The organism is Mixta sp. BE291, from assembly GCF_031457955.1.
In the GTDB taxonomy this organism is placed as follows: domain Bacteria; phylum Pseudomonadota; class Gammaproteobacteria; order Enterobacterales; family Enterobacteriaceae; genus Mixta.
The window spans coordinates 48,404-72,515 of record NZ_JAVDXN010000011.1 but is presented as its reverse complement, the minus strand read 5'-3'; the positions used below and the strand labels follow the sequence as shown (position 1 = coordinate 72,515).

Here is a 24,112-nt window from a genome sequence, read left to right as displayed (position 1 = left end):
TTAGTCTCCTGATTTGAGGCTGTTCCGGATGTCAGAGGTAATACGCTGGTTCAGTGCGTCCTGATCGGGCAGTTTGATGTTGCTGTTGAGATCGTCGTAGAAGTCGCTGAAGTCGATGTGGTCAAATTTGATGCCCTGCAGCTCGGCCACCTTTATTCCCCGGCAGTCCGGGCTTTCGCCTGAACCGAAGCTGATACCCAGCTGGTCACGGCGCCCCTGCTCCTGCACGATGCGGGCAAGCTTGCTGTCAAAAACGCAGTAGCCCTCTTTCTTCTGCAGACAGACCCCGAGTGCCTTTTTCGAGCAGTAAGAGCCCACCTTCACGACCAGCTTTTTCTCCTTGCCGGTGCCGATCTCTTTTTCCTCGGTGTTGCAGTGCGCCAGCCCCACGTCCTGACCCCAGCCCCCGCTTTTGCAGCAGTTACTGAAGCCGGCCGCGCTCTTGCGACACGCCATTGCCTTGCCAGTGAAGGCCGTTACCGAATTGGGGTCCATGCCCGCGAAGTCTTTACCTGCCGCCGCGAGCGCAGCCAGCTGCGATACGGCGGCTTCAAAATTCTGGTTCTGGCCCGCCTGCATTGCCGAGCAGCTGCCGTCAGAGCAGTAAAACTCCGAGCCGCAGACGTAGCCGGTACTCTTTTCGGTATGTGCGCACTGGTAGGTCAGTTTGCTGTAAACGCAGAGGTTGCCAATTTTTTGGGTGCAGGTGCGTGTACCTTCGCTGCAGTTCGGATCGTTGATGTACGTCTGACAGGTGTTAGTGTCGTCTTCAAAAACGTTCCACTGTGTGGTGTAGCCCCAGCAGTCGCTGTAGAGGTTGTAGGCCTTGCCGCCAACGGTCACGGAGCGGGTGCCGCCCGGGTCGCTGCAGGTCTCACTCATTTTCACCGCATCCCCCATGTTCGCCGGGCAGCTGTTTGTCCACTGAAGTTTCGGTACGACAGTATCCCTGACAGCCTCCATCGGCAGGGTAATGCGCAGAACAATCATGCCTTTAGTTATCTGCTGCATCATGCCATCTGCAGCCGAATCGTAATGACCATCGGTGTTGTAACGTATCCGCATGCTGATAATCTGACCTGCCTTCACCTGCTGAGAGGTGATGCTGAAGGCGCCGGAATTGTTAATCTTTGTGCGGATCGTTTTTCCCATCGTCTGGAAAGAATAATCGAGGCGGCCGCCGTGCCAGCTACTGCTTCTCGGATATAACAGTTCCCATGTACCGCTGCTCACGGTGCCGTTTTCTGGTACCGTGACGTCGTACTGCACCCAGTAATCATTAATCCGTTTACCGATTACACTGCCGGCATTCAGCACCAGTTTCGTGCTGTACGTCTCGCGTGAACCCGTTGTCACGATGGTTGCCTTGCGTGTACAGGCCTGTGTCAGGTTATTGGCCATTTCACAACGGTGTGTAGTGTAAGTGGTTTTGTTCAGCTCCTGCGCCACGCACTGACTGCCGTTCACGCCGGTAATGGCGTTCGCGTTTTCGCGAATTTCGTCGCTATACTTCATCATGTCGGAGTCATAGCTGAGCCTGTCCGCGGGGTTGTTTACGTAAGACTCATGCGCGGTTTTCCCGAGATCTGACTCACTCAGTTCCTTCTGCCCCTTCACGTCAATGTTTGTGGATGTCTGCGTCGGGCCGCTATACAGGGCGCGCTGCGGCGCGTCTGCGCTGTAATTCTCGAAATAACTGTTCGGGTTGGCGCTGGTTGTGCCATCAGCGGCCTTGCCGGCGTTGATGCCTTCCTGATTTGAGGCATCCATCGACGCCGCCAGTGCGCCGGCAGACAGACAGCTCAGCAGCAGGCCCTGCAGCAGGGGGCGGGTTGCTTTTTTCATCTGGATTTCCGGTAATGGGGTAATAACTGCCCGCCGCAGCGGGCAGTGGGATCAGTCAGGGCTTTTTACGACAATCACCACGTTCATTGATCATGCCCAGCGCCTGGTTCAGCGCCACGTTGCCGTACACGATGTCGAAGTGATCGCCGCACTTCTTCACCAGCGCCGGGACCTGCTTCACGCCGTAGCGCTCAAAGCGAACCGGGTCAATCTGCACGCCGCGCACTTTATAGGTGGTGACCATGTACATCATGTACTTCGCGGTCTGCTCCATGCTGTCGCCGACCAGCCCCCGGAAATACACCGGGATACCCTGCACTTCGGCCGCCTTCATCAGGATGGCCATTTCTTTTTCCGGCACCGAGGCGGAAAGGAAATAGGCCGTTTCGTTTTCCGTGCTGCCGACCTGCGTGTCCTGCGGCGTGTCTTCGGCCTGTGCGGCCAGCGCTGCCACAAGACCGGCGACAAACAGCAGCGTGTTGCGTGTTTTCCTCATGTGTCCTCGCTTAAAGCACGACGCAGTTGCGCTTTTTCCAGATGAGATAGCCGTAGTTCTTTTTGCTGTTCGGTTTTTCCTTGCCGGTCTGCCACAGCATCACGTTTCGCCCGAACGAGTGACACGCTTTCACGTCCGGGATGGTGTTCACCATCTGATAGCGGTAGCGGCTTTTCGGCATGATCGCGGACGGGTATTCGTAGCAGACGGCGGTATTTTGCGGAACTGTGTCAAGGATGAGCCCCTCGCGGTGCAGCTTGAAGTCCATGCGCTCTGAGAGCAGCGCCCCGCTGTTGAGCCCGCTCGACTCGTTCACTATGTTGCCGGTAAACGGGTACATCGAGCCGTGCGAGCCGGCACACCAGAACAGCGCATCAATCGGCTTGCTCGCCCCGGCCGCCACCGCGTCCGCCGCGCAGGCCATCTGCGCAATCGGGTTGGCAAACAGCATCACTTCCGGATTGAGGAACAGTGCCAGGTTGTCGTTCTGCCAGGTCGGATCCAGCTCCGAGAGATAGCCGATGTCATACTCTCCGCCCTGCATGCACATCTCCGAGGTAATGATGTTGAGCCAGGAGATCAGCGGGTACTTGTACCAGTGAACGTGATAGAACGTGCCCGGATGCCCGTTCGCCGTTTTCGTGCCGGTGCCGGTCCCGGTGTTCGGGATATTGATGTTGAATCCGCCCATGTTCACCATGCAGCCCGGCGAGCGCGTCACGTCCGTCATTGCAAACGGCTCCCAGAAGCCAATCGCAATGCCCGGGCGCTGAAAAACAGGGGGGGGCGCCGGGCAGAACTGAATAGGTGATGACGGGTTTTCGGTGTCCGGCAGCGGCCCTTTTGATACCTGTACGTTACCGATGCTCATCGGGAACAGGCACTCCCAGCACACGTCGGTGATGGGGTTAACCCAGCGCCCCTCGCAGGTCAGAGACGTCTTGCCGTTGTCAGCTGCCTGTGCCGGCTGACAGCCCCACACCGCGAGTACCAGTAAAACCGTGCGCCAGGCCATGTCAGCCCCCTTTCTTCGCGCCGCTGCGCGCTTTTTCTACTGCCACCTGCATCGTCTGCAGGTCCATTGCACCAGGGATAACGCTGACGTTCTCCACAGTAGCGCCCTTCACCGGCATGACAAAGAAGGCGGGCGTACCCTGAATGCCGAGGCGTCTTGCAAGCGCGTTATTTCTATCCAACACCGCGCCCATTGCCTCGACCTCTTCTTTCGGCGTGGCGGTCACGCCTGCCTTCACCGCCGCCTGGCGGATATCATCATCCAGCAGCTTCCCTTCGGTATGGCCGGTCGCGTAGAGCGCGGCATGATAGCGGTGGTACGCGCCGGCGCCGCCGTCTTTATAAACGGACAGCCCGACTTTCGCCGCTTGAACAGACGCGGGCCAGCGGCTGCCGAAGATGGGCCATTCCTTATAAATGAAGCGCACGTCCGGGTTCTGGCTGATGAACTGTTCCACGGTCGGGGCGACCTGCGCGCAGTTGATGCACTGGTATTCAAAGAACTGAATGACCGCGACGTCACCTTTTGGGTGCAACACTGGTGAGGTCGGGTCATTCAGCAGAGCGTCCTGATTTTCCAGCGCCGCGCCGGCGGCGGCGGCCATCTGTTTTTCCTGCGACTGTGTCTGCAGCGCCTGGCTCATTTCGATCAGAATTTCCGGGTGCGCGCGCAGGTAGTCTGCTGCGATTTCGCCAATCTGTGTCTTCTGTGCGTCAGTAAACGAGCTGTCGGCAGCAAAAGCATGGCCGGTCAGGCTCAGCGTCAGGGCGGCGGCGAAGAAGTGCTTTTTCATGTCTGGCTCCGTTAGCGGTCGGGAAGACCGAATTCAGTAATAAGGAAGAGTTTCTGACCGGGCGCCTGCTTTACCTCTGCAGGAACCTGCGTGATGCCGAACTTTTTCGTGATGCTGCCGGTCTGGTCGAAGTAGACCCGGCTGCCGAGGGCCTCAGCGCTGTCACGCACGTTGCCGTTTACCAGGATGACGCGGGACGTCGTGGTGTGCGGCACCTGCTGCTTCATCCAGGTAATCTGCCGGTCGTCGTCGGCGTCGATGAAGTACAGCGTCTCGTCAAACACCGGGATGACGTCAAACGGGTTCACTACCTGGCCTTTATGCGCGAACACCACGCCGTTGTGGTCGGCAATGTCGCGCTGAACCGTGAACGACGGGTCAAACAGCCGGCTGTGCGTCTCGCGTCCGGTGGTGAGCCCCGGCACCGCCGGCGGGCGCATCGCCTCGTCTTCCGCCTTTTGCTGCATTTCCCGCTCGATATCGGCCTGCGACCGGCCCTCAAAGTGCTGCTTCAGGTTGTCTTTCAGGACAGCAATCAGGTTGCGCTCGCGGATATCCCAGGTATCGCCGTACGTGCCGAGCTCAGCCGCGCCCGCGTGCAGGCTCAGCGTGGCGAGCAGCGCGCCGGCGGCAATGCGCGCCAGCGGAGTTGCATGTTTCATCGGGGGGCTCCCGGTTGAGGTGATCGGGCAGGGTTATTGCTGCGGCGTCGCTTTCATCAGCTCAGCCAGGCGCGCCTGAATCTCCGGCGTGGCGTCCGGCAGGCCGGTAACGACAGCCGGGCTCACCAGTATCGCCGCGCCGCGTTCAGTGGCGTATTCCGCCGTTGCGGTGGTGACGCTGCGGTCAAAGCGCCTCAGCAGCGCCCTTCGCTGGTCATCGTTGAGGTCCAGCTTCGCGCTCTGGCGGATCAGCGCGTTGGTCGTGCCCTTCATGTCGAAGGTGACCAGCATGGGCGGCTTCAGCCAGAAAAACCAGGCGGCCGCGCACGCCCCCACGCTCAGCACAACCGACAGGCTGCAGCCCGCGACAAGGTGTTTTGTATTCAAAGTTGCATCTCCCGCAGCATGTTGATGATGTCGCGCTTGTGCGCGTCGTTGTCGGCCATCTCAAACAGGATGTCCTTGATGTCTGCGCCCTCGCGCAGGCGCTTTTCGCGGTAGGTAAAGTCTTCACCTTTCGATGAAAACAGCCCGTCGCTCAGCGGATCGAGAATGAGGCGGTGGAAGCTGGAAAATTCCCCGACGCTCAGCAGAAACGAGCTGTAGCGCGCCTTTTTCGCCGGCGGGAACTTGCGGATCATTTCCCACTCCAGCTCGTTAAACGCATGCGGCTCCTCCTTCTGGAAGGTGGTGAACGACTTGGCGTCCTGCATACAGGTGAACTTGAACGAGCTGTTGTCATAGGCCGCAAGCGCCGCCGTGGACAGATTTTTATCGCGTATCGCCTGCGTGACCGTACCGTATGAGCCGTTGTGGCGGCGGGCGGTGCGGTAGCCCTCCTCGATAAAGTCCTTGATTTTGGTACTGGACCCGCCGAGCAGTTTCCACCCCTCGTCGATGATGTTCATCTTGCGCATGCTGCGCGGCGTGGTGTACATCATGTTCTCGTTCCAGATCATGATGCTGAACAGCACCGCCGACAGCAGGTCCTGCTGCTTGCGCAGGTCACCCAGCTCAGTGACCACGAACTGCAGGTCAGGCTTCAGCGTTGGCTCGGATGAGTTGAAGAACCTACCGTAGATCCCTCTGGTGCTGTACTTACTGAGCAGCGTGGTGATTTCGTCAATGCGCCCGCCAATCAGCGAAGAGTGTTCGCGGGTGATGGCCTCCTGCCTCGTCTTCAGGTAGTCAATGACGTGATCGATGCGCATGTCCTGCTGATACGTCGGCCATGATTCGGTAATGGCCTCCAGGATCATGGATTCATGTACCTCATCCAGCAGGCCGTTGGGGCTTGCCAGAATGCACAGCTGGTCGCGGATGCGCTCGGCGGCAAGCGTGATGTCGGTGACGTTCGCAAACGGGTTAAAACGCAGGTTTTCGCCGTTAATATAGGTGCCGCCGAGGCTGCTGCAGGCGGCTTTATAGGAGTCACCGATATCCTGTACCGCCACCGTGCCGCCCTTGTCCAGCACCGAACGCGCGATGGAGTTAGCCAGCACCGATTTGCCCGCGCCCGAGGTACCGGACATAAACCAGTTGAAGTTGGTGTTCGGCAGGCTCTCGTCAAACACGTCGATAAACGCGACCTGGTTGCGGTAGCTCGGAATAAGAATGCCCGAGGCGCACAGCTTGTTATCCCCGATAACCGGCATCAGGTTCACCGCATGAAACGACTCCGATCGCTGTATGCCGCCGGTCTTGCGGCAGTCGTCGCGCAGCTTCTTGTTCACCATCGCAAACGGCAGCGTGGCCAGCAGGTTGCGCAGCTGCATAAAATCGGCGCGCACGAAGCGCAGCCCCTGCGCGGCGAAGGCGTTGCGCGTTTTTTCGGTGTAGCGCGACGTCAGATCGTCGTCATCCGGGCAGAACAGCGTGATACCGTAAAAGTAGCTGGTCAGTGAGGTCTGGTTCGACAGCAGCCGCGCACGGGCATCTTTCCACTCGGCGTGCTGACGCGTGGTGGACGGAATGTACTTGGCGTAACTGGTGTTCACGCGCGAGTCCAGCGCCAGAAAGCGGCTGTTCGCCTCGCCCTGGCTTTTCATCTGCTCCTCGGTGGTCAGCACCATCGTGCAGATAAACGGGCAGGGTATGCCGTTGGTTGGCGACATCAGATCCTGAATGATGTTGCCGTTCTGCCAGAGGTAATGCTCCTGCGGGTTGCGGTCCAGGTTAAGGTTCACCATGCGCGCCGCAAACGGTCTGTTTTTCGCATCACTGCCCTCGATACGGATATGTGAGGGCTTTACCCGCCAGGACGTGGTGCGGTCTACGAACTGGGTGCTGAGGTCGGCCGCCGGATCATACTCGCAGTCATAACGATCAAGCCGCGCCGGGTCGTGGTTGAAGAACTCGCGCAGCACGCTGCTGAACTCCGCCACGCCGATAGCCGATGACCACAGGTCGGCGGCGTTGAGCGCGTTCAGCAGGTTACGTCGCACGTCGCGCACGCGGATCATATCGGTTTCGGACAGGTGCTTCACCGGCATCGCCCAGATAAAAAACAGACGGTAGTCGCGCAGGGTCAGCGGATGATCTAGGCCGTTGCTGTAGGTATAGCGCGCGCCGTTCAGGAAAAAGCGGGCGGTGACGTCGTTGCACTCGTCCGCACGGTGTCCCTTCCAGGCAAAATTTTTCAGGCCCTGCTCGACCTGCTCTTTCACCGCCCGGGTGGAGACCAGCATTACCTGCAGCGGAATATCGCGCGGGGCCACGTCGCGCAGCAGGTACTCCAGGCTTTCCGCCAGCTTCTCGTTGGCGCCGATCAGCGGCTGTGATTCCACCACAAAGCCCACCGACTCCTTGTTCACCCAGATCTGACTTTCGCTGTCGTAATCTTTATAGGGCAGCAGGTCGCGGATGTGCGGATAGTCCATGTCCTGCAGCTTCTGGCGCGTTTCGTTCGTGGTGTCGCGCTCCCCCAGAATCCCCACCACCGTCTCCACCACGTTCAGCGGGTCAAAGCGGAAGCCTTTCAGAAATTTCATGCAGACCTCACATCAGAATGCCGCTCCAGTCACCGTGACTGGATACGCTGTAAATGACCTCGCCCATGTGGACGTTGTTGTCAGGTGAGACGTAGGGTGCTATCCAGATGCGCGCCACGCCGTCAGGGCGGCGGAACGCAGCGGCGGGTTCAGGAAAGCAGTGCGCTGAGCTGCAGTACGCGTTCTGGTTCGTGGCGGTGCGCAGCACGCCGTTTTCACGCGTGAACGGGCGGACTGCGTCGGATGACGCCACGCGCACCGGCATGCCGTCATTCAGGCCGCTGTGGCGTGCCTGCGCGTCGGTCTGCGGGTCCAGACGGATGTTGCCGGTATCAATCAGGCGGTAGTCATCCAGGCGGATACCCGCGCCGGTGAAGCCGTTCGGCACAGTTGCTGCAGGCGCGTTTCCGCTGCTACTGGCGGACATGTCGTCGGCCTGCGACATCCAGACGCCGGAGTCTTTAGCGGGCTTGTCAAACTCAAAGTCTTCGTTCATGCCCGCGCAGCCGCTCAGCATGATGGCCAGCGCGCTGACCATAAAAGGATTCGCTTTAGTCATGATGTTCTCCATCCGCGCTGTCAGGTGAAAGCGCATCAAGTTCGGTAAAGTCGATAAAGAGACCGCCGTTTTTGCCGCTGGTCCCGAGTCGGGACAGCATGTTCAGGGCGAAGGTATCGCCGGGCGCCACCTCCAGCAGGCGGCGCAGCGTTTCCCCGAATAGCGCGACGTAGCCGTCGTCCGGAATGAGGCCGGGTTTGCAGTAAAGCTTCTTGACGCCAAACCCCAGCGCCTGCAGCCCCGGAATGCGGGCGTCGGCGTCTCGCCCGAAGCAGTTAATCGTCCGTTCGGTAAATACCATCCAGCCGCAGTGTTCTGCGTGACGAAGCCGGATTTTTCTGTCCGTCATTGCGCCACGCCCTGCGGAGTCATGCCCTTCGCCTGCCCGGCGTTTGTCGGGGTAACGAAATCATTCATGTTCAGACGCGTTGCATCGCCGAGCTTGCCCACCAGGTCCGGCGGCAGGCCGCTGTTGCCCTGGTCGCGCGTCTGCGTGTCCTGCTGTTGTCCGTCGGCGCGCGGCTGCGCCTTCGCCAGCTTCGCGGCCTCTTCATCCTCAATAAACTTCGCGCGGAAGCCCTCGATAAATACCACCTCCACGCGGTTCGCCGCGCCAATCGGGATAATCGGGTGATACTGCTCGGCGCGCTCGATGTAGTAGTCGGCCAGCTTGTCCGCTGCCTTGCCCACGCCGCCACCGATTGCCCCGCGCGCCACGTCGCTGCCGCTTACCGTGCTGGTCGCCCCGATGCCCGTGACTGTCTGACCGACCTGTGACACGCTCTGTCCCAGCCCGCCCAACGCGCCGGCGGTGAAGGCCAGCTCAAGGATTTTACCGTTGCGCATCACCGGCACGCCCTTGATACCGTTTTTGCCGTAGAAGGCGACATGCCCCTTCACCGGCTGATCGATATGCTTGCCGTCAATGATGCAGGAGAGGCGCTGCGTCTGAACGATGGCGCGTTCGCTGGATATGTCGCCGTAGGCCGCTGCGGTCACGAAACAGTTATCAAGCTGCACCATTTTGTTGTTGCCCGGCATGTGTGCCCTGCCCTTGAGCTTGAACTGCATCGGCACTAGGTTGTTCTCACCGCGCACCGAAGCGTTGGCGTCGGCCCCTTCAATGATGATGGCATCAGAGAACGTACCGGTCGGCACCCAGAAAGAGGTGTCTTTGGTTTTTGGCTCAAACTGCGAATAGTCGAACGTCTGGTTATCGATTTGCCCCGTCTGCACCGGCGCGGGCGCAAACGAGTACACCGTGCGCGGCGGCGTGTAGCCCGCGCCCTGCTGTGCGCCCTGCTGTGCCTGCTGACCGACAGGCGCCTGCTTTTGCTGGCTCTGCTGATTTTTCAGCTGTTCCATCAGGTCGCTCACGTTCTGCTGCAGCGATTTGTTGTTGTTCATCACATCCGACATCTGGTCTTTCAGTGATTTGAAGTCTTTTTGCATAGAGGAAAGCTGCTCGCGCGCCTCCTTCTCGCGGTTCTGTGCGGTGACCAGCAGCGAGCCCTGTGCGGAACCGTCAAAGGCATTCACCACGCCCCCGCCGGTCAGGTCCGGCTCGGCGGTGGCCCTGTCCGGCTTTTCCTCTTTACCACCGGTGTGCCCGGCCGCGCCCCGGTTAGCCAGATAGAGCCCGCCGATGATCACTGCAGCGGCGGCCAGAATGATGCCAAACAGCCGGCGCTGCTTGCTGCGGACCAGCGTATTAAGGTTCATCCGGGCCTCCTTTGGTACGGAACACGGTGATCACCGAGACCTTTGCCCCCGGCTCCAGTACGTCGAGCTGCGGATGAAACGCCACGGCCATGACGCCCGGGCTCCAGAAGTAGCGCTCGCTCAGGCGAATGCGCTGTGAGGAAAGGCTGGTAATGTCAGTGCGTACAATGCGCACCCGGTCGCCCTGCCACGCGGTGACCGGACGCAGCGAAAAGGCGCTTTCCACCGCCCCGCTCACCGGTACGTCGGTGTTTTTGCTGAACACGTAGCCTGCCGGTTTCCGGTTAGTGATGAAGCGCCCGACCAGCCCGCTGATGAGCGCGCTGTAGGTATCCTGCTTCTGCTCATACTCTCGCGCCTCTTCCGTACCCTTCACGTCGCGGTTATCCACCGTCAGGCTTAAGCCCGCGCGTTGGCCCGGCGTCGCCTGTACCGAGAAGGCAAAACCTGACGCAGTCTGCACGAACATGGTGAACGGCTTATCAGTCACGGTAGAGAACACAATCGCGCCTTCCGGCGTCGGTGATTTGGCGCTCAGCACCCCCTGCGCCGCCTGTACGCTGAGAATACGGTCGTCATTAACGCGCAGGTAGTTCGGGTTGGTATTGCTCACGGCCGCGTTCACGCGGGCGCCGGGATTAAGGGTCAGCTGATCGGCGCGGGCGCCGAAGACGGTCAGCAGCGCCACGGCGCTGACTAGCAGGGATTTACGCATCAGGAACCTCCAGGAAAGCGCTCCAGCAGAGACGGTTGTTGCGGGTGTCGGTGCGCAGGCGGTAGTGCTTCTTCACCGGCTTACCGTCATGCAGCCCGTAGCTCAGTTGCAGATCGCCGGTAACATCCACGATGCCCCTGTCCGGCCAGACGCTGACGTCTTTGGGATAGAACACCGAGCCGCCGCTGTTGCCTTTCACGCGTGAGGCTTCATCAGCCAGCACACCTTTGAGTGATTTCTCCGCGCCGTCGCAGGCACCCGCCAGCAGCATTTCGTGGCTGGCCTCTGCATTTTTGTCGGAGATATTGAGGCGCAGGTTCAGCCACGCCAGCGCCATCAAGCGCAGGTAGCGGGCATCGCCGCGCTCGCCGGTAAAGCTGAACGGCGTGTCTGCGCCGTAAGGAACGATGATGGTCTGACGGTTATTGAGAAGCTGATTCATCAGCGCGCGGTTATCACTGTAAAGGCGCCAGCAGAGTACGAGCGCGAGGATGGCGATAACGAGCAGCACCAGAATAGCCACGGCCATATTGCGGTTTCCCGCCGAACGCAGCTTTAATTCCATGTTGTCTCCGGAGGGGGTCAGGCGACCCAGTGCCGTTTGTAGCTGTCTGGCAGGATGCTGATAAAGAAGCGCATCACTGAGGTGGGCAGGCACCAGTACGCAAGGTTGAGAAGATACTGAGAACCGCGGCCTTTCTTGAGATGACGAATTCCGACCACGGCAGCCAGGAGCGTGGGGCCGAAAATCCACATGTTGAGAAAAACTGCCAGCAGTGCCAGCGGCACATACAGGCAGAACTCATCAGGTGGCAGCCCCACGAAGCGCCTTTGCTCGGAAAACGTAGCCGCATAGGTATACCGGTCACGTTTTTCCATAAGCAGTCGTTAAGAAGGGATCACGTTAAAGGCGACGTTAACGAAAACCAGCAGCGCGGCGATGCTACCGAACAGCGCCAGGTTTTTGGTTTTGATATAGGTGAACGCGATAAATGCAATTTCCAGAATATAAAGAATGTAAACGACAGCTGAATTACTACCGAAGGTATCGTTAACATCAGTTTTGGCCCCGGCGAAGTAGTCTACGGCGTGGGCGGGCATGGCAGAAACAGCCAGGAACGCCAGTGCAGAGAACAACGCATTCTTGTTCACCTTTTTCCACGCTACCGCCCCTGCCTTGCGGCAGTAATTTACACACGAAGAGAGAGTGCCCTTCATAGGATTTTTCCTCAGTTAGAGATATAATGATGAGTTGGTTAAACTATCTTTTGTCGCTGTCGCTATTACCTTAAGTCAAATTACTGTTGTGCCGGTTACGCCTCCTTTACATATCTGTGGTATCGCAGCAGAAAATTACGTTTTCTTGACGGGTTGACGTTTTTTTACGCTTCCGGATCGCATACTTCAATTTAAGTTATTGATCTTTCTGATCAATTTCACTTATCGTGATGGTGAGAGTTTTCGCTTATCTCGATAACTGACTGAATGGAAAAGATAAATCATGGCTGACACTGCCGACCTGGTTGTTCTTGTCGCCGATCCGGCGGGCTTTGCGGCTGAATTATTCAGGATAAATCATGAGACGTCCTTAACAGTCCTGCTAAGAGAGGCTCTTTTACATTACAGGCGCGACCCCGGCTGGTTTGAAGTCACCGTCAGAGGCAACCGCTACTATGCCTGCCAGCTCGTCACAATCCCCCTGCTCGTATTTATTAAAAAACGCGTTCACGCAAGGCAACTGCAGGCAGCTGCGGAGCGAACGCTCGCGCAACTGAGCATGTATTCAGATACCGCTGATCCGGATGCCTGGATAATGATAAATGCGCATTTTTTCTCCCCCCTTCCCCGTCCCTGCGTAAACCTCTGGCAGGCCCGTAAATTAAAGAACAGCCTGGAAAAGGCGATATTTACCGATCCAGGTGAATACGCCGGACCGGAAAAAAATCCTGCACTGCCGGCGGTTAAAAATACCGTGGAGGGTGCTGGTGAAAATGTATCTACGACGCAGAGAAAAAGAAAAAATGGCCCCGATGCGGAGAAAGTAATGGCGCGCGTTATGCTTGGCTGGCGCGTCAGGGATATATGTGAAGAACAACACTGCTCTGAAGCCTACGTTTATAACTTGATTAAAAAACGCAAGGGAAAATCCGCAATGGATTACCGCTGGAAGCAGTGGGAGCTGATTTCAGTCATGTATCATACTGAACCAAAGATGACGCTGGAAGAAATTGAAAAGGCCTGCGGGGTAACGCGGGCGGGAATTTATCATGCAATAAGAAAAATAGCAGAGCGTGATGGAAAAGAAATTACGCCCCGTGAGAGAGAAAAAAAACTGACACAGGAAGATGTCGAGACGATAAAACAAAAATTAAGTCAGGGCATGCTCAGGAAAGATATTCTTGCCGAATACCGTATTTCGGCAGAAACGCTCATCAGATACATAGGCACTCGCGATGAGCACAGGGTAATACCCGGTGAACTCAAAGAGATTGCGGTGCGACTGCGGGTTCAGGGTAAAACTATCCAGCAGACTGCCGATATTCTCGGTGTGAACCTTGACTGGGTAAAAAAAGCGTGGAGAGAAAAAAAGGATTCGTCTGTCATTAAAGAAAAACGCGTCAAGTATGATAATCGCAATGTGCTATCAAAACGCGACCGCGATCAGGCTGTGAATGCTGTCCTGCGTGACGGGCATACACGCAAGCAAATTTATACGCAGTACGGAATTAATGCACTCACGTTGCGACGCTATATCAGGGATGCACAAAAAAGAGAGACGGAAGCATTAAAAGAAGAGGGAAAAGATTCAGACCAGCATAATGAAAAGTAAAGAGTTTTGCCTGACGCGATACAGAAGCATCAGGCACCTGATATTTATTTAAAATATTCCTGCAGTTTCCCCGCCACGCGCTCATTGACAGCTTTTAACCACTCAGGCTCAAGAATCATTTCATTTTTAATGACTTTAGCAGGATCGACGGTTTCCTTCTGAATGCCAAAAATGGCGTCAGTTATAAAACCGCTGACCAGAACGTTCTTGGCGATAAATTCCAGCTTCTGATCCAGCGTCTTTTCTGAAGTGTCCTTGCTGATTTTATTTTCATAAACGCGAAGTCCCAGCTTAAACATCTCCATGATAAAAGCTGACCGATTCGCCGTTTCGCGTGACTCTCCGTCTTCAAGCTTCTTTTCAACGTGTGCATCAACCTTTTCTATAAGTGAAAAGGGAACGGTGAGATTAACGCGATTACTTTTAGGTGTATTGTACTCTGACATAATTTTTACCTCATAACCTGATATTAGAGCGAATCGTAACCGGATGACCGGACGACCGATTGTTCATACTGCATGAGAAAATAAACTCAACTCACCCACTTTTCAAGTAACTACAAAGTAACAACAAAGGGCTTAAACAGTGCCTGTACAGACACTCCTAAGTTAAAACAATAGTAAGTTATTGTTTTTAATATGAGTACTTCGCAGTTACTTACAAGGAACTATTAAAGCACTACAAAGTTTCTTTGAAGAGGATTCGTTATGGGCTAAAATTCCTACGTTTTAGGACTAAATCACTGATATTAAAGAATTAAAACGGCAAAAATAAGTTTGCGAGTGGTGTGTAAAATCCCACTTATTATGATATTATTAAGTTAATAAGCACCCCCGAACTTTTCAAATCAGGAGCCGCTATGCGTTTATTTATACACGCTGCAGCCCTGCTGGCTACAGGGATTTTCTCAGCCAGCGTGAATGCGGACTGTTTTATTAAAGCAGGTGAATGGTATTCCATTGATCCGGACTACCTGCGTGCTATCGCCTGGCAGGAATCCCGCTACAATCCTGCCGCCATAAATACGAACAAAACCAAAGACGGAAAGCCCGGTAGCAGCGATTACGGCATCATGCAGATTAATTCGGTGACCATGCGCGGACTACAGAAAGAATATCCTGATCTCAGTAAAGAAAAGCTTCTCAGCGATCCATGCCTGAACATTTATATCGGTGCCATGCTGCTGCGCCGTAACTTCAATCAGTACGGCACAACGTGGCTGGCAGTGGGAATGTATAATGCGGGAATGAAAAACGTTCCGGTAACGGTCAAGAACCGGTATAACTACGCAATGATTATTGACGGGCATTACAAGTCTATCAAGGCGGGAAAAATCCCACGAACGGCAATCAATGACTGAATGAGTAAATCCTTAGTGCGGGCCGCATTACTTTTTTCCTCTATGCCTGTGCTGATTTAAATCCGTCAATGAAGTCTGCGCGCAGACTTAACCGATTCCGATTCAATGCCGGTTTCGGTTAAAATGAGTAACAACCCTGATGTTTTACCGTGCCGTGCAGGAAGATTTTGCGCCGGTTTTTTATTTATTCGTCACCAGTTCAATACCGGAGACGGATAACAGGCCTCAAAAAAAGGGAGCCATCCGGCCCCCTGCTGTTTATGATTTCATTTCAGAAAGTATTCTGTTTATTTCACCGTGAACGCCCTGACTGTGCCAGAAGCAATCCCGCCCGACTCGGTACAGTTCGCCCGAGTTAAATCGTTCCAGCGTAATTTCCTTGCCCTCCAGGATGCGGCCATATTTTTTAGCAATGATATCCACCGCTTTTTGTTTCATGGCATCGGAATAATTTCTGCCGGTAAAAACGTAACCCACACCGCCGAAAATACGATTAAAGGGAGACGCACTCGAAACAGACATATCCTGCATGGGGTCGAAATAGCTGTCCTTATACTTATCGGTAACGGATTTAACTTCCTCCTCCGTGGGTCCGTCGGTCCAGATAACGCTTACGCTGTCATAACTGCGCTTGCGAACCGAAAATTTAATGCCCGGAAACTTCGTTTTTAGCTCCCTGCGTATATTTGACGTGACCTGTACCGCGCCGTTTTTATCCTGCGAAAGCGAGGAGTATTCCGGTGCCGTTTTCAGGCGCTGGCATTCTGCTTCATATTTGCGGGCTGCTTCCTCCCGCTCCTGCTTTTTACGGCGTTCTTCTGCCTCTGCCTGCTTTACAATTTGCGTCGTTTCTTTAGCGCTCTTTATTTCCGGAAATATACTCCACTGACGGCCATGAAGAATACTTTCAGGCAGCGCGCGCGATATTCCGCCGCTCTCGAAAGCAACATCAAACGTCGCATTCCCTCCGTATGAAACGCACCCCGAAAGTGACCCCACTGACGCCGGTTTCTGCTCACCGTGGATCGCGAAAATCACACCCCGGCCGCGATTGTAAAGAACCGTGCTGACAACCTGTCCCACAACCAGAGGCTGCGCATTCTGCATTTTCATTTCAGTTTCCCTTAATGCTGATGAAAGAGAGGCGCGACCCGTTTTCTTCCGGGCCGCAGGACGTGTTCAAAACGGGATATCGTTTAAGGCGGTATCAGCGGAACCGGCAGTTACCTGAATGCTTCGCGCAGGATTCAGGGCGCTCTCCAGTGAGGTGATGCCGCTTGCGACGTCGCTGGCTTGGTAATAATCAAGCCCTGCATCAGACGCTGCATGAAACCTGTCGAAAAACTTTTTCGCTTCTTCCGCCATTACTGAGGAGGAGCGCCGTATATACTCCCGGCGGGCTTCCTGCCATGAGGCAGTGCGGTAATAAATTTGTCCCCGGCTGGCAATGATGTAACGTTCCGCAGAGATGTCGCCCACATCGTACAGCGCCGTCATCCCCCTGGCTGAACTCGCCATGCGCGGCAGCGCAAGATTTCCTGCCGCCAGTAATGCCGCCACTTCAGTTTCATCGAGCAACAGCACATCTGCGCCATAACTGCCGTTTCGCGACGGATAGTGCTTTCCCTTTGCAGGCGTGGCGTTTTCATTCCCTGCTTCTGTGTTATGCCAGCGGTCGCGCAGATCGTTCGCGCTAACGCAGACTTTCTGGCTGTTAACCCATGTTTTGGAAGATTCTGAAGCGGCGGTGTTGACGTTTTGTGTGTTCATGCTGGTTCTCCTCTCAGGTGGTTAATTCATGTTTCGGTGAGTTCATCGCGGCAGAGGGCAAGTAAGCGGCGTCAGGCGGGCAGTGCAAGGGCGCCGCAGGCGTGCATTTCACCCTTGCGCTGAACGAATGACGTTGCTACGACCAGCCCTCCGCGGGGAACCATCCGGAACATGAAGGCACCGTTCGTGAGGACAGCATGAACACTTCCCGGACGTCTCCGACGGCCGGTCCTTACAGGTTGCCGCGCAGCGGCGGCCTGCAGAAGCGCCAGCGTCAGCTGGCTGCAGGGGGTTGACCTGGCCCTTGCCATCAGACCCCAGCCGGCAGGCCCGAAACGCCGCTTCTGGCGGTTCGGCGGAGCTTACCGGCTCAGCCGGTTAGCGCAGTGGGGCTGACGACCCGGCAACGCCGGGGAGCCGGAGGGGGCCATCAGGCTGTTTATGTCTTTGACCTTCAGGGACAGGAAACCGGAGAAGCAGCTGCAGCGCAGCACAGGGATTAACAGCAGCAGGAAGCAGAGAGAGAAGACCATGAGACAGCGCCCCGGAGAGAGAAAGCGCAGGCAAAAGCAGAATAACCGCCGTGGCGGCGCAGCCGCCGCAGCCGTTATCAGCCGCCATTGACGTTAGCGGCCTCAGCTGACGTCTCAAATCCGGCCCCGCTCGCGCGAAGCCGGTAAGACTTACGATCAGGCATCAATGCGGACAATCATTGTTGAAACGTCCGTATATGCGAACGTCCCGCGTGGCAGCACCTCCTGATGCGTCGCAATATCCTTAAATTCCCGCTGCTGACGCGGACCATTTGCGCAGACCGCCACCAGGTTACCGCCCGGCGCCAGCATTTTCAGCGCGTGCCGGATGTGCTTCAGATCCTCACCGTTGCGGAAAGGTGGATTCATTAAAATTCGATCATAAACGGCCTCCGGGGCGCAGCTCAGAAAATCCGCGCAGGTTACGGGCACCTCCGGAAATGTGTCTTTAAGATGCTGCGCCAGCGCCGCGTTCATTTCCACACATTCACAGCGGACCGCCGGCACGGCGGCAAGCACTGCGCGCAGAATGGCGCCCGTTCCCGCACTGGGCTCCAGTACCCGGTTACCCGGCCGGATATCAGCCAGTGTGACAAGCTTCTGACACACCGGATCGGACGAAACAAACAGTTGCGTGTCAGCATGTACCCGAGCGACGGGCTGCCTACTGCTGAGTTTCTGTTGCATCTGCGCAATTCGCGCGCTGAGTTCGGTTCGCATTTCTTTTTCTCCCATGCCGGCGCTTGCCGGCATGCTTTGTATAGCTATTTGTATATGCACGATTTCCCCGACCGCGCCGGGGAGCCTGGTTTGTCAGCGCGGCACCTCTACTGTCTTCATATCGGTGATATACACCGGCGACAGGGTGTAGCCCGTGGACATGACGCGGCGTATCCGGTAAGCCTTGTGATCGTCACCGGCCGCAATGCCCTTCACCTGTTTAAAATCGGCGTGCTTTTTGCTCCATTCCTCCTTTGTCATGCTTACGAAGCCCTCACCCGGGTAGTTAACGATCGGCGGACGCTTCGCGGCCGCCTTAGCCGCTTTTGCTTCCTCTGCACTGGGCGCCTTATATTCGGTGATGCGATCGGGCGTGATGGTGGTTGTGGCTCCTTCCCGACCCATGAATGAATATTCCGGCGTGACCAGCGAGCTGATTTTTCCGCCGCTGCGGTTTACGCGAATGATGGTCAGCCACTCCCCGCGACTTTTTACCTGGCCGCCCGGCACCATTTCGGTATCTGAGGCCAGCACGCCGCCGTGCTCGTCCAGCATTGCGCGCTCATAGGCAATGCGGTTGCGGTAGTGCGCTGTCCAGCGGCTTAACCGTGTGATGGTGCGTTCATGACAGGGAATGCAGATATCCCGCGCCTGCTCAGCGGTAATAATGTCCTCTTCGAGGGCAGACCAGATGCTGCGGCTGCCTTCGTACTGGCTTTTTTCAGGCGGGCGCGGAAACTTTTCCAGGCTAAAGCAGCAGTGAAGGTGATCAATGTTCGCTATGACAAGAGCCATCGCGCGGTTAAGGTTTTCAGATGACCAGAGTTTGATAAATTTCTGACAGTCCTGCAGGCGGCGGTCTGCCTTGCGCAAATCGGCCTCAATCTTTTTGATGCGGCGCCAGCGCACGTCCGGGCGCTCTTTGTAGGCCGCGTGACGCAGCGAGGCCTCTGCACGGCGCTCCCAGTATTCTGACGTTTCAAACAGGTTGACCGCGCGGCGCATACCGTTTTCAATCTTCTGCGCGTGCTTACGGGCACGGCGCTCGCTGTGGTGCCCAACCAGAATTGGCTGACCGAAAGGAATAGCTGAAGCCAGGCTGTCAACGGCGGCCAGTACCTGCCCTGACTCGGCGGCACGTTTTTCGCTGTACTCTTCAAAACGTTCCGCGCGCTCCTCCTGACGGTCAAACAGAGTCTGATCTTCATCTTCAATTTCGCCCGCCAGTTCGATTAGCAGGTCTTCCCGATCGGGCGTCCACATCGGCGCCACAAAAAGTGCCTGGCGCGGCGCGTATTTAAAGCCCGCATCTTTCACGCGCTGATACGTTTCCTCATCCAGCCGGTGCAGCGAATACAGGCGCAGCTTGTTATCATCCGGTGAATACGTTGCGCGGTAGTTTTCGCGTTTAAAAAAAGATGATTCTTTAGATTCTGAAGCCGTGGTGTTGACGTTCTGCTGTGACATGTTGTTTCTCCTGTTCAGGGTTAAGTGATGTTTCTCTGAGTTCCTCGCCGTGAGGGCAGAACAGGCGACCGGGCATCAGGCTGAACGCAGGGGGAAACGGCAAAGCCGCAGCCCGCAGGGACCGGGTGCCGCCGTTTAGCGTGCGACCCTTGCGTGAAGACGCCCGGGTGCCAGGTTTCTGCACGGCGAAGGGGCTCAGGGGAACAAAACAGGACGGCAGGAGATGAACAGGGCACAGCCCCGGACGGCGGCTTTTCGCCGCTCCGGTCCTTACAGGCGGCCGCGCAGCGGTGGCCTGCAGAGGCGCCGGCGCCAGCCGGCTGCGGGGGTTGACCCGGCCGTTGCCATCAGACCCCAGCCGGCAGGCCCGAAACGCCGCTTCCGGCGGTTCGGCGGAGCTTACCGGCTCTGCCGGTTAGCGCAGTAGGGCTGACGACCCGGCAGCACCCGGGAGCCGGAGGGGGCCATCAGGATGTTGGCGTTTTTGACCTTCAGGGAAAGAGAGCTGACGACACAGCTGCAGCGCAGCAGAAGGATTAACAGCAGCAGGAAGCAATGAGAGAAGATCGTGAGGCAGCGCCCCGAAGGGAGAAAGCACAGGCGAAGGGCAACCCCCTATAAAGTCGTGTCATGCCGCACAGCGAGTTACCCGGTTATAATTTCTGCCGCAACCCATTCACTAAAAAAGTTGTTAGGAACCCGATAAACCGCCGCCAGGGAGGTCGTCTTTTTTCTGGGCTTCGGTAAAGCCAATTGCTCCATCCTTAATTAGCCCGTCACAGCGGGGTTGTTGCAGGATTAATAACAATCTACTGTGGATGAGCTACTGCCGGTGATACCCACGCAAACCTTGTCGCCGATCTGGGAGATGGTTTGAGTATATCCCCCCATATCCACCGTACTGGAATGCAGGTTTTTTGTCGGATGGCGCTTCATTTCGCGAATACGGGCATTAAGTTGTTCACCCAGTTCTTGAGCTGCGGCGCGTGCGCGGTCACTTATGGCTTCATCATATTGCTTAATACTGGCGACAATTGCCGGATCGGGACTGTAATGCCCCTCGGTTATGTTACAGGTGAACGATACCCGATAGTCTTTTCGTGTTGCCCCGTATCCCGACTCATAGCTTTCCCCCATAAACAGCGCCTTGCCATATAGTGCCGGAGCCAATGTTTTAACCGATTCATCATTAGTGGCTGAAAAATCCGCATATTTCCCGATGTTCATGCAATAAGCATCTGCCTTTGCCGAAGCTTCGCCACGGGTTTTAGCAGAATAAATATTAACGCGGGCGGAGCTATAGCTATCGCCAAACTCATCAGCAGGGATTATATGCGGGTGTGGTGCGCACCCGGCCAGGTGGACACCAATGACGGCAATTAAAATCATACGTTTCATAAGGTTCCTTGTATCTACGCAGGATATATCTAACAGCGGGCTTAACTCTTCACGGTAGCTCTAAGTCATCTATTATCAGGCAACACGCAGTTCTGAGGAACACCTGTCGTATCATTCCCGCCCGGTTGCTGATTTACGTGCCCTTGCCGCAACATGGCTTGCGTAACTTTCCATACGGCGTAACGTTATTTTCGATCTCGATGATCTTATCTTTATCAGGCGATTTCTAATGGATTCTGCCGGATTAATTCCCCCTTCCCATGAGGTATGCCTGATTTTAAACGTCCGACAAATATCTTCTGATAACTCGATCACGTAAAGACCAAGCTTCGCATACAGCTCCTGCCTCTCTGCGTAGTAACCCGGAAACTCTGGCGGGTCTTGATAATAATCATCATCAAGGTTAGCAAGTGTGTTGATGACTTGAATATGTTTAAATTCTATGCTGTGCAACCGATACAGCATATCAGTACTGAGATATTTAAACTCGCCTTTCACCGCAGATAGCTTTAAATCTGGCTTATCATAATCCGTTGACATAAATTTTAATTCTTGACTGTATATACCATCATTATACGCAAGAAAATTACATTCAGAAATATACTTATCAAGAATAAAAATAAGCTGAATAATAATATAACGCTCTTCTTTTTTCCTTTTTTTTGTTTCCCAGACAAACTCTTTGGCTGTATTAAAAATCAGTGGTACTGCTACCGCAGTCGCAGCTCCCAGTAATGTCCATATTTCCTTTTGCATTGCTCCCCCTGCTCATGAGGCGAGTATTCTTATCATGCAGTTTACACCGTTTTACAGGTTCGCCCGCTTAGCTTTCATCAAAGCTGGCCTGCCTCTCAGACTCTGATTCTACTGAACCCTGCCGCACAGCGGTTTACCCGGTTATAATTGCTGCCGCAAGCCATTTAAAAAAGGGCAAGATGATGAAAACAGGACTACTTTTACTGGGTCTTATGACCACTACAACAATGCTCACCGGCTGCGACACAGGCGCGCAGAGCCTTGAGTGGTACAAGGCGCATGATAAGGAGCGCAATACAAAAGTTGAAGAATGTAAGAAAGCATCCGATCCGCGCGGCACACAAGACTGCCGGAACGCCATTGATGCTTCTGTTCGTGCTGGCAGCAACATTACGCATAACAAGCCCAAAGCGTGGACTCTTGATGGCTCAGGGGATTAACAGATATTAGATCGCCGCCAGATGATTTTTACGCCACTTTCCATCGATTTGGTGAAAGGATGATTTTACAGCCGTGAAAAATAAATTAAAATTGGTCAGAATTAAAACTGGCTCCCTTATTGAGGCTGTAGCCCGGACAAATGACGGGTGGCAATAACATTGTTACGCCCGTATCAGCTTTACGGGCTACAGGCCTCAGGAACTACTATTACAGTTCTGTTCCCTTATCTTTTGCTTCCTTCACTTTATTAGCCCATGCTATTACGTAATAAATATCAACGGGCCGCATCGCTATTACTAAATCAGAAACGAAATATCCTGTTTTCCGTGTAACAATCAGCAAAGGGGTATTTGTACCAGTCTCATTCTCAACCCGAAAACCCAGTTCAGCATATCGTTTGCTTTCTGAAAGGGATCGTTTCGTTTTTTCTCTTTTTTCAAACGGTTGCGCCGCCCAGTCAAGAAAATCCCTGAAGGGTATAGTATCCTTTTCAATGTTATCGGTATTAATGGTAGGCAGCCCAACATAGCTCCCTCCCATATCGATCCAGAATCGAACATAGCTTTTATCATCAGCTACTTGCATAGGAAAATGGGAGGGATTCCATTTATCCGTGACCCTGGCGCCGTCCTTGAATTGCCAGTAAAGTACCTCTGTTTTGTACGTATCGAAGAACGTGAAGGTCGCATATTTAAAAAACATGTCGGTAGAGTGCTTTGAACATCCACTCATTAGCAAGCCTGACAGTAATACCAGGGTAAGCAATGCTTTATTTTTCATAATTTCCCTCAGAATCAAAACACTGTTCATCGACCATCGGCAGGAAATCTTTAATATGGGTAATCAACTACCTGATTGATCCTCATGCGTGTGTTCATCCGCAGGTTTACCGTTCTTCAGGGGAATACTGGATATTTTCACTGTATTATCAGCAATCTGCTGAGCGGTTAGCTCAGCAGAAGTTATGAATGTCGCAGCAAAGCTAAAATGATGTGACGTCGTGTCGGCTGACCGTAAGATCATTCCTGACGTCACATCACCGTAATTGCTATTTAAAAAGCAGCATCACCATGCGCGCTGGTGCCAGACCCACGTCATATCAAGCAGATCGTTAACCCGTACGCCACGGCGGCGCCAGCATGAAAACCATCTCCGGTATGTGCTGACTGTCTGTCTGGCCAGCGCCGTTTCTGCCTCGCAGATTAGCCTCTCCTGCGCCTCTGCCTGACGCAGCATGGCCTGCGCAGAACGCCCGGGCGTCGCTTCTCCGGGCCGCAGGGCTGTGTCAGACAGACCTGGCGCCGGGAGCGTCGGCGCGGGGCTGACATCACCGTTATCAGCTTTACCTGAATTCACAACCGGCGCGAACGTATGTACAGAACATCGCGCCACGTCGTACAGATGACAACGTTTTTGCGTCTGCGGGTAAACAGGTGGAACCATTAATGGCGTCATCATTACTGTACTCATACGCATCCCCCTTTTCTGCCCAGCACCGCCACGATTTCCGCCGGCGTGATACCCGCTGACACCATTTCCTCTATGCGCATCAGCAGCCGGCCGATGGTTTCCGGCTCAAACCGTTCGGTGTTCAGTACGTACAGCCCGGTGTGATCGGGATTTATCCAGATAAGCCCGTGCCAGAACGGAGACTCGTTGCCCGGGCTCAGGATATCGAGCGTGACGTGACGGTTTTTCCGGTGCGTCAGGCGCAGGTGAACCGGGAACACCCCGCCCCACTCCTCCCGGCACTCGCAGTCAGTGAGCCAGCAGTCACTGAGCGGTAAGGCATGGAGCACGGCGCCGCACAGCCGGCGGCGGAACTCCTCGCCGCGTGCGCTGTAGGCATCAAAATCGCCCGGCGAAAAGGCGTACAGCCGTTGCAGCGTCACGCTCTCATCGCGCGTCATCTCACTGCCGCTGCAGCTGCGGAAACCGACCGACCTGCGGCCGTAGTACGCGGGGGTCTTGCCGTTACGGATTTTTTCTTTAGACTGGATAGCTGACATACCTGATTCCTCACAGATGATGATTGTCCGG

Annotated in this window: 27 protein-coding genes; 3 read left to right on the top strand and 24 right to left on the bottom strand. The window is 55.2% G+C overall.

The features are described 5' to 3' along the window. From traN to J2X14_RS19095, 14 genes are read right to left on the bottom strand one after another with little or no spacing between them, the layout of a single operon-like run. Positions 1-1,845: a type-F conjugative transfer system mating-pair stabilization protein TraN gene (gene traN, locus J2X14_RS19160; RefSeq protein WP_352412744.1), complete on the bottom strand. Its 1,845-nt coding sequence runs from the start codon at positions 1,843-1,845 to the stop codon at positions 1-3. Positions 1,846-1,900: 55 nt separating this feature from the next. Beyond that, entirely contained in the window at positions 1,901-2,341 is a 441-nt protein-coding gene (gene trbC / locus J2X14_RS19155; RefSeq protein ID WP_352412743.1) for a type-F conjugative transfer system pilin assembly protein TrbC, read from the bottom strand. Between the two features lie 10 nt (positions 2,342-2,351). Further along, a complete protein-coding gene (gene traU, locus J2X14_RS19150) occupies positions 2,352-3,356 on the bottom strand; it encodes a conjugal transfer pilus assembly protein TraU (protein ID WP_352412742.1) in 1,005 nt (334 codons plus the stop codon). A gap of 1 nt (position 3,357) precedes the next feature. Beyond that, the gene (locus J2X14_RS19145; RefSeq protein WP_352412741.1) at positions 3,358-4,149 is read right to left on the bottom strand and encodes a DsbA family protein; all 792 of its coding nucleotides are present in this window, start codon (positions 4,147-4,149) and stop codon (positions 3,358-3,360) included. Between the two features lie 11 nt (positions 4,150-4,160). After that, complete coding sequence (gene traW, locus J2X14_RS19140; RefSeq protein WP_352412740.1) at positions 4,161-4,811, bottom strand: type-F conjugative transfer system protein TraW; 651 nt, start codon at positions 4,809-4,811, stop codon at positions 4,161-4,163. Positions 4,812-4,844: 33 nt separating this feature from the next. Then, positions 4,845-5,198 carry a TrbI F-type domain-containing protein gene (locus J2X14_RS19135; RefSeq protein WP_352412739.1) on the bottom strand — a complete coding sequence of 118 codons (354 nt, stop codon included), beginning with the start codon at positions 5,196-5,198 and terminating at the stop codon, positions 4,845-4,847. Continuing rightward, positions 5,195-7,801, bottom strand: coding sequence for a type IV secretion system protein TraC (traC, locus tag J2X14_RS19130; protein WP_352412738.1), 2,607 nt, complete (start codon positions 7,799-7,801; stop codon positions 5,195-5,197). Before traC ends, J2X14_RS19135 begins: the two co-directional genes overlap by 4 nt. A gap of 7 nt (positions 7,802-7,808) precedes the next feature. Further along, entirely contained in the window at positions 7,809-8,360 is a 552-nt protein-coding gene (traV, locus tag J2X14_RS19125) for a type IV conjugative transfer system lipoprotein TraV (RefSeq protein WP_352412737.1), read from the bottom strand. Further along, the gene (locus J2X14_RS19120) at positions 8,353-8,709 is read right to left on the bottom strand and encodes a hypothetical protein (protein ID WP_352412736.1); all 357 of its coding nucleotides are present in this window, start codon (positions 8,707-8,709) and stop codon (positions 8,353-8,355) included. The genes traV and J2X14_RS19120 overlap by 8 nt, the downstream gene beginning before the upstream one ends. Then, on the bottom strand, positions 8,706-10,082 hold the full coding sequence (locus J2X14_RS19115) for a TrbI/VirB10 family protein (RefSeq protein WP_352412735.1): 1,377 nt from the start codon (positions 10,080-10,082) through the stop codon (positions 8,706-8,708). The genes J2X14_RS19120 and J2X14_RS19115 overlap by 4 nt, the downstream gene beginning before the upstream one ends. Next, a complete protein-coding gene (locus J2X14_RS19110; protein ID WP_352412734.1) occupies positions 10,072-10,797 on the bottom strand; it encodes a TraK domain-containing protein in 726 nt (241 codons plus the stop codon). Before J2X14_RS19110 ends, J2X14_RS19115 begins: the two co-directional genes overlap by 11 nt. Next, positions 10,790-11,362, bottom strand: coding sequence for a TraE/TraK family type IV conjugative transfer system protein (locus tag J2X14_RS19105; RefSeq protein WP_352412733.1), 573 nt, complete (start codon positions 11,360-11,362; stop codon positions 10,790-10,792). Before J2X14_RS19105 ends, J2X14_RS19110 begins: the two co-directional genes overlap by 8 nt. A gap of 17 nt (positions 11,363-11,379) precedes the next feature. Continuing rightward, positions 11,380-11,676: a type IV conjugative transfer system protein TraL gene (traL, locus tag J2X14_RS19100; RefSeq protein WP_249894788.1), complete on the bottom strand. Its 297-nt coding sequence runs from the start codon at positions 11,674-11,676 to the stop codon at positions 11,380-11,382. Between the two features lie 9 nt (positions 11,677-11,685). Then, complete coding sequence (locus J2X14_RS19095; protein WP_352412732.1) at positions 11,686-12,015, bottom strand: type IV conjugative transfer system pilin TraA; 330 nt, start codon at positions 12,013-12,015, stop codon at positions 11,686-11,688. A gap of 283 nt (positions 12,016-12,298) precedes the next feature. On the opposite strand from J2X14_RS19095, the gene J2X14_RS19090 reads away from it, so the two are divergent. After that, positions 12,299-13,627: a hypothetical protein gene (locus tag J2X14_RS19090; RefSeq protein ID WP_352412731.1), complete on the top strand. Its 1,329-nt coding sequence runs from the start codon at positions 12,299-12,301 to the stop codon at positions 13,625-13,627. A gap of 44 nt (positions 13,628-13,671) precedes the next feature. Here the strand turns inward: J2X14_RS19090 and J2X14_RS19085 are convergent, their stop codons facing one another. Then, positions 13,672-14,073 (bottom strand): relaxosome protein TraM, encoded by a 402-nt coding sequence (locus tag J2X14_RS19085; protein WP_352412730.1) that lies wholly within the window; start codon positions 14,071-14,073, stop codon positions 13,672-13,674. A gap of 413 nt (positions 14,074-14,486) precedes the next feature. On the opposite strand from J2X14_RS19085, the gene J2X14_RS19080 reads away from it, so the two are divergent. Next, positions 14,487-14,987, top strand: coding sequence for a lytic transglycosylase domain-containing protein (locus tag J2X14_RS19080; RefSeq protein WP_352412729.1), 501 nt, complete (start codon positions 14,487-14,489; stop codon positions 14,985-14,987). Positions 14,988-15,245: 258 nt separating this feature from the next. Here the strand turns inward: J2X14_RS19080 and J2X14_RS19075 are convergent, their stop codons facing one another. The 6 genes from J2X14_RS19075 to J2X14_RS19050 all read right to left on the bottom strand — a co-directional run bounded on the left by J2X14_RS19075 (position 15,246) and on the right by J2X14_RS19050 (position 21,631). After that, positions 15,246-16,100 carry an LPD29 domain-containing protein gene (locus J2X14_RS19075; RefSeq protein WP_352412728.1) on the bottom strand — a complete coding sequence of 285 codons (855 nt, stop codon included), beginning with the start codon at positions 16,098-16,100 and terminating at the stop codon, positions 15,246-15,248. A gap of 66 nt (positions 16,101-16,166) precedes the next feature. Further along, positions 16,167-16,757 carry a hypothetical protein gene (locus tag J2X14_RS19070; RefSeq protein ID WP_352412727.1) on the bottom strand — a complete coding sequence of 197 codons (591 nt, stop codon included), beginning with the start codon at positions 16,755-16,757 and terminating at the stop codon, positions 16,167-16,169. A gap of 689 nt (positions 16,758-17,446) precedes the next feature. Further along, complete coding sequence (locus J2X14_RS19065) at positions 17,447-18,010, bottom strand: methyltransferase (protein ID WP_352412774.1); 564 nt, start codon at positions 18,008-18,010, stop codon at positions 17,447-17,449. Positions 18,011-18,103: 93 nt separating this feature from the next. Further along, entirely contained in the window at positions 18,104-19,477 is a 1,374-nt protein-coding gene (locus J2X14_RS19060) for a DUF3560 domain-containing protein (protein ID WP_352412726.1), read from the bottom strand. A 798-nt stretch (positions 19,478-20,275) separates the two neighbouring features. After that, on the bottom strand, positions 20,276-20,875 hold the full coding sequence (locus J2X14_RS19055) for a hypothetical protein (RefSeq protein WP_352412725.1): 600 nt from the start codon (positions 20,873-20,875) through the stop codon (positions 20,276-20,278). A gap of 111 nt (positions 20,876-20,986) precedes the next feature. Next, complete coding sequence (locus J2X14_RS19050; protein ID WP_352412724.1) at positions 20,987-21,631, bottom strand: hypothetical protein; 645 nt, start codon at positions 21,629-21,631, stop codon at positions 20,987-20,989. A gap of 179 nt (positions 21,632-21,810) precedes the next feature. On the opposite strand from J2X14_RS19050, the gene J2X14_RS19045 reads away from it, so the two are divergent. Then, positions 21,811-22,071, top strand: a complete 261-nt coding sequence (locus J2X14_RS19045; RefSeq protein ID WP_352412723.1) for an EexN family lipoprotein — start codon at positions 21,811-21,813, stop codon at positions 22,069-22,071. Between the two features lie 208 nt (positions 22,072-22,279). Here J2X14_RS19045 and J2X14_RS19040 read toward each other — a convergent pair whose 3' ends face one another. From J2X14_RS19040 to J2X14_RS19030, 3 genes are all read right to left on the bottom strand, one after another. Beyond that, a complete protein-coding gene (locus J2X14_RS19040) occupies positions 22,280-22,852 on the bottom strand; it encodes a hypothetical protein (RefSeq protein WP_352412722.1) in 573 nt (190 codons plus the stop codon). A 285-nt stretch (positions 22,853-23,137) separates the two neighbouring features. Continuing rightward, on the bottom strand, positions 23,138-23,542 hold the full coding sequence (locus tag J2X14_RS19035; RefSeq protein WP_352412721.1) for a hypothetical protein: 405 nt from the start codon (positions 23,540-23,542) through the stop codon (positions 23,138-23,140). Further along, entirely contained in the window at positions 23,539-24,081 is a 543-nt protein-coding gene (locus J2X14_RS19030) for a conjugation system SOS inhibitor PsiB family protein (RefSeq protein ID WP_352412720.1), read from the bottom strand. Before J2X14_RS19030 ends, J2X14_RS19035 begins: the two co-directional genes overlap by 4 nt. Positions 24,082-24,112 lie beyond the last annotated feature (31 nt).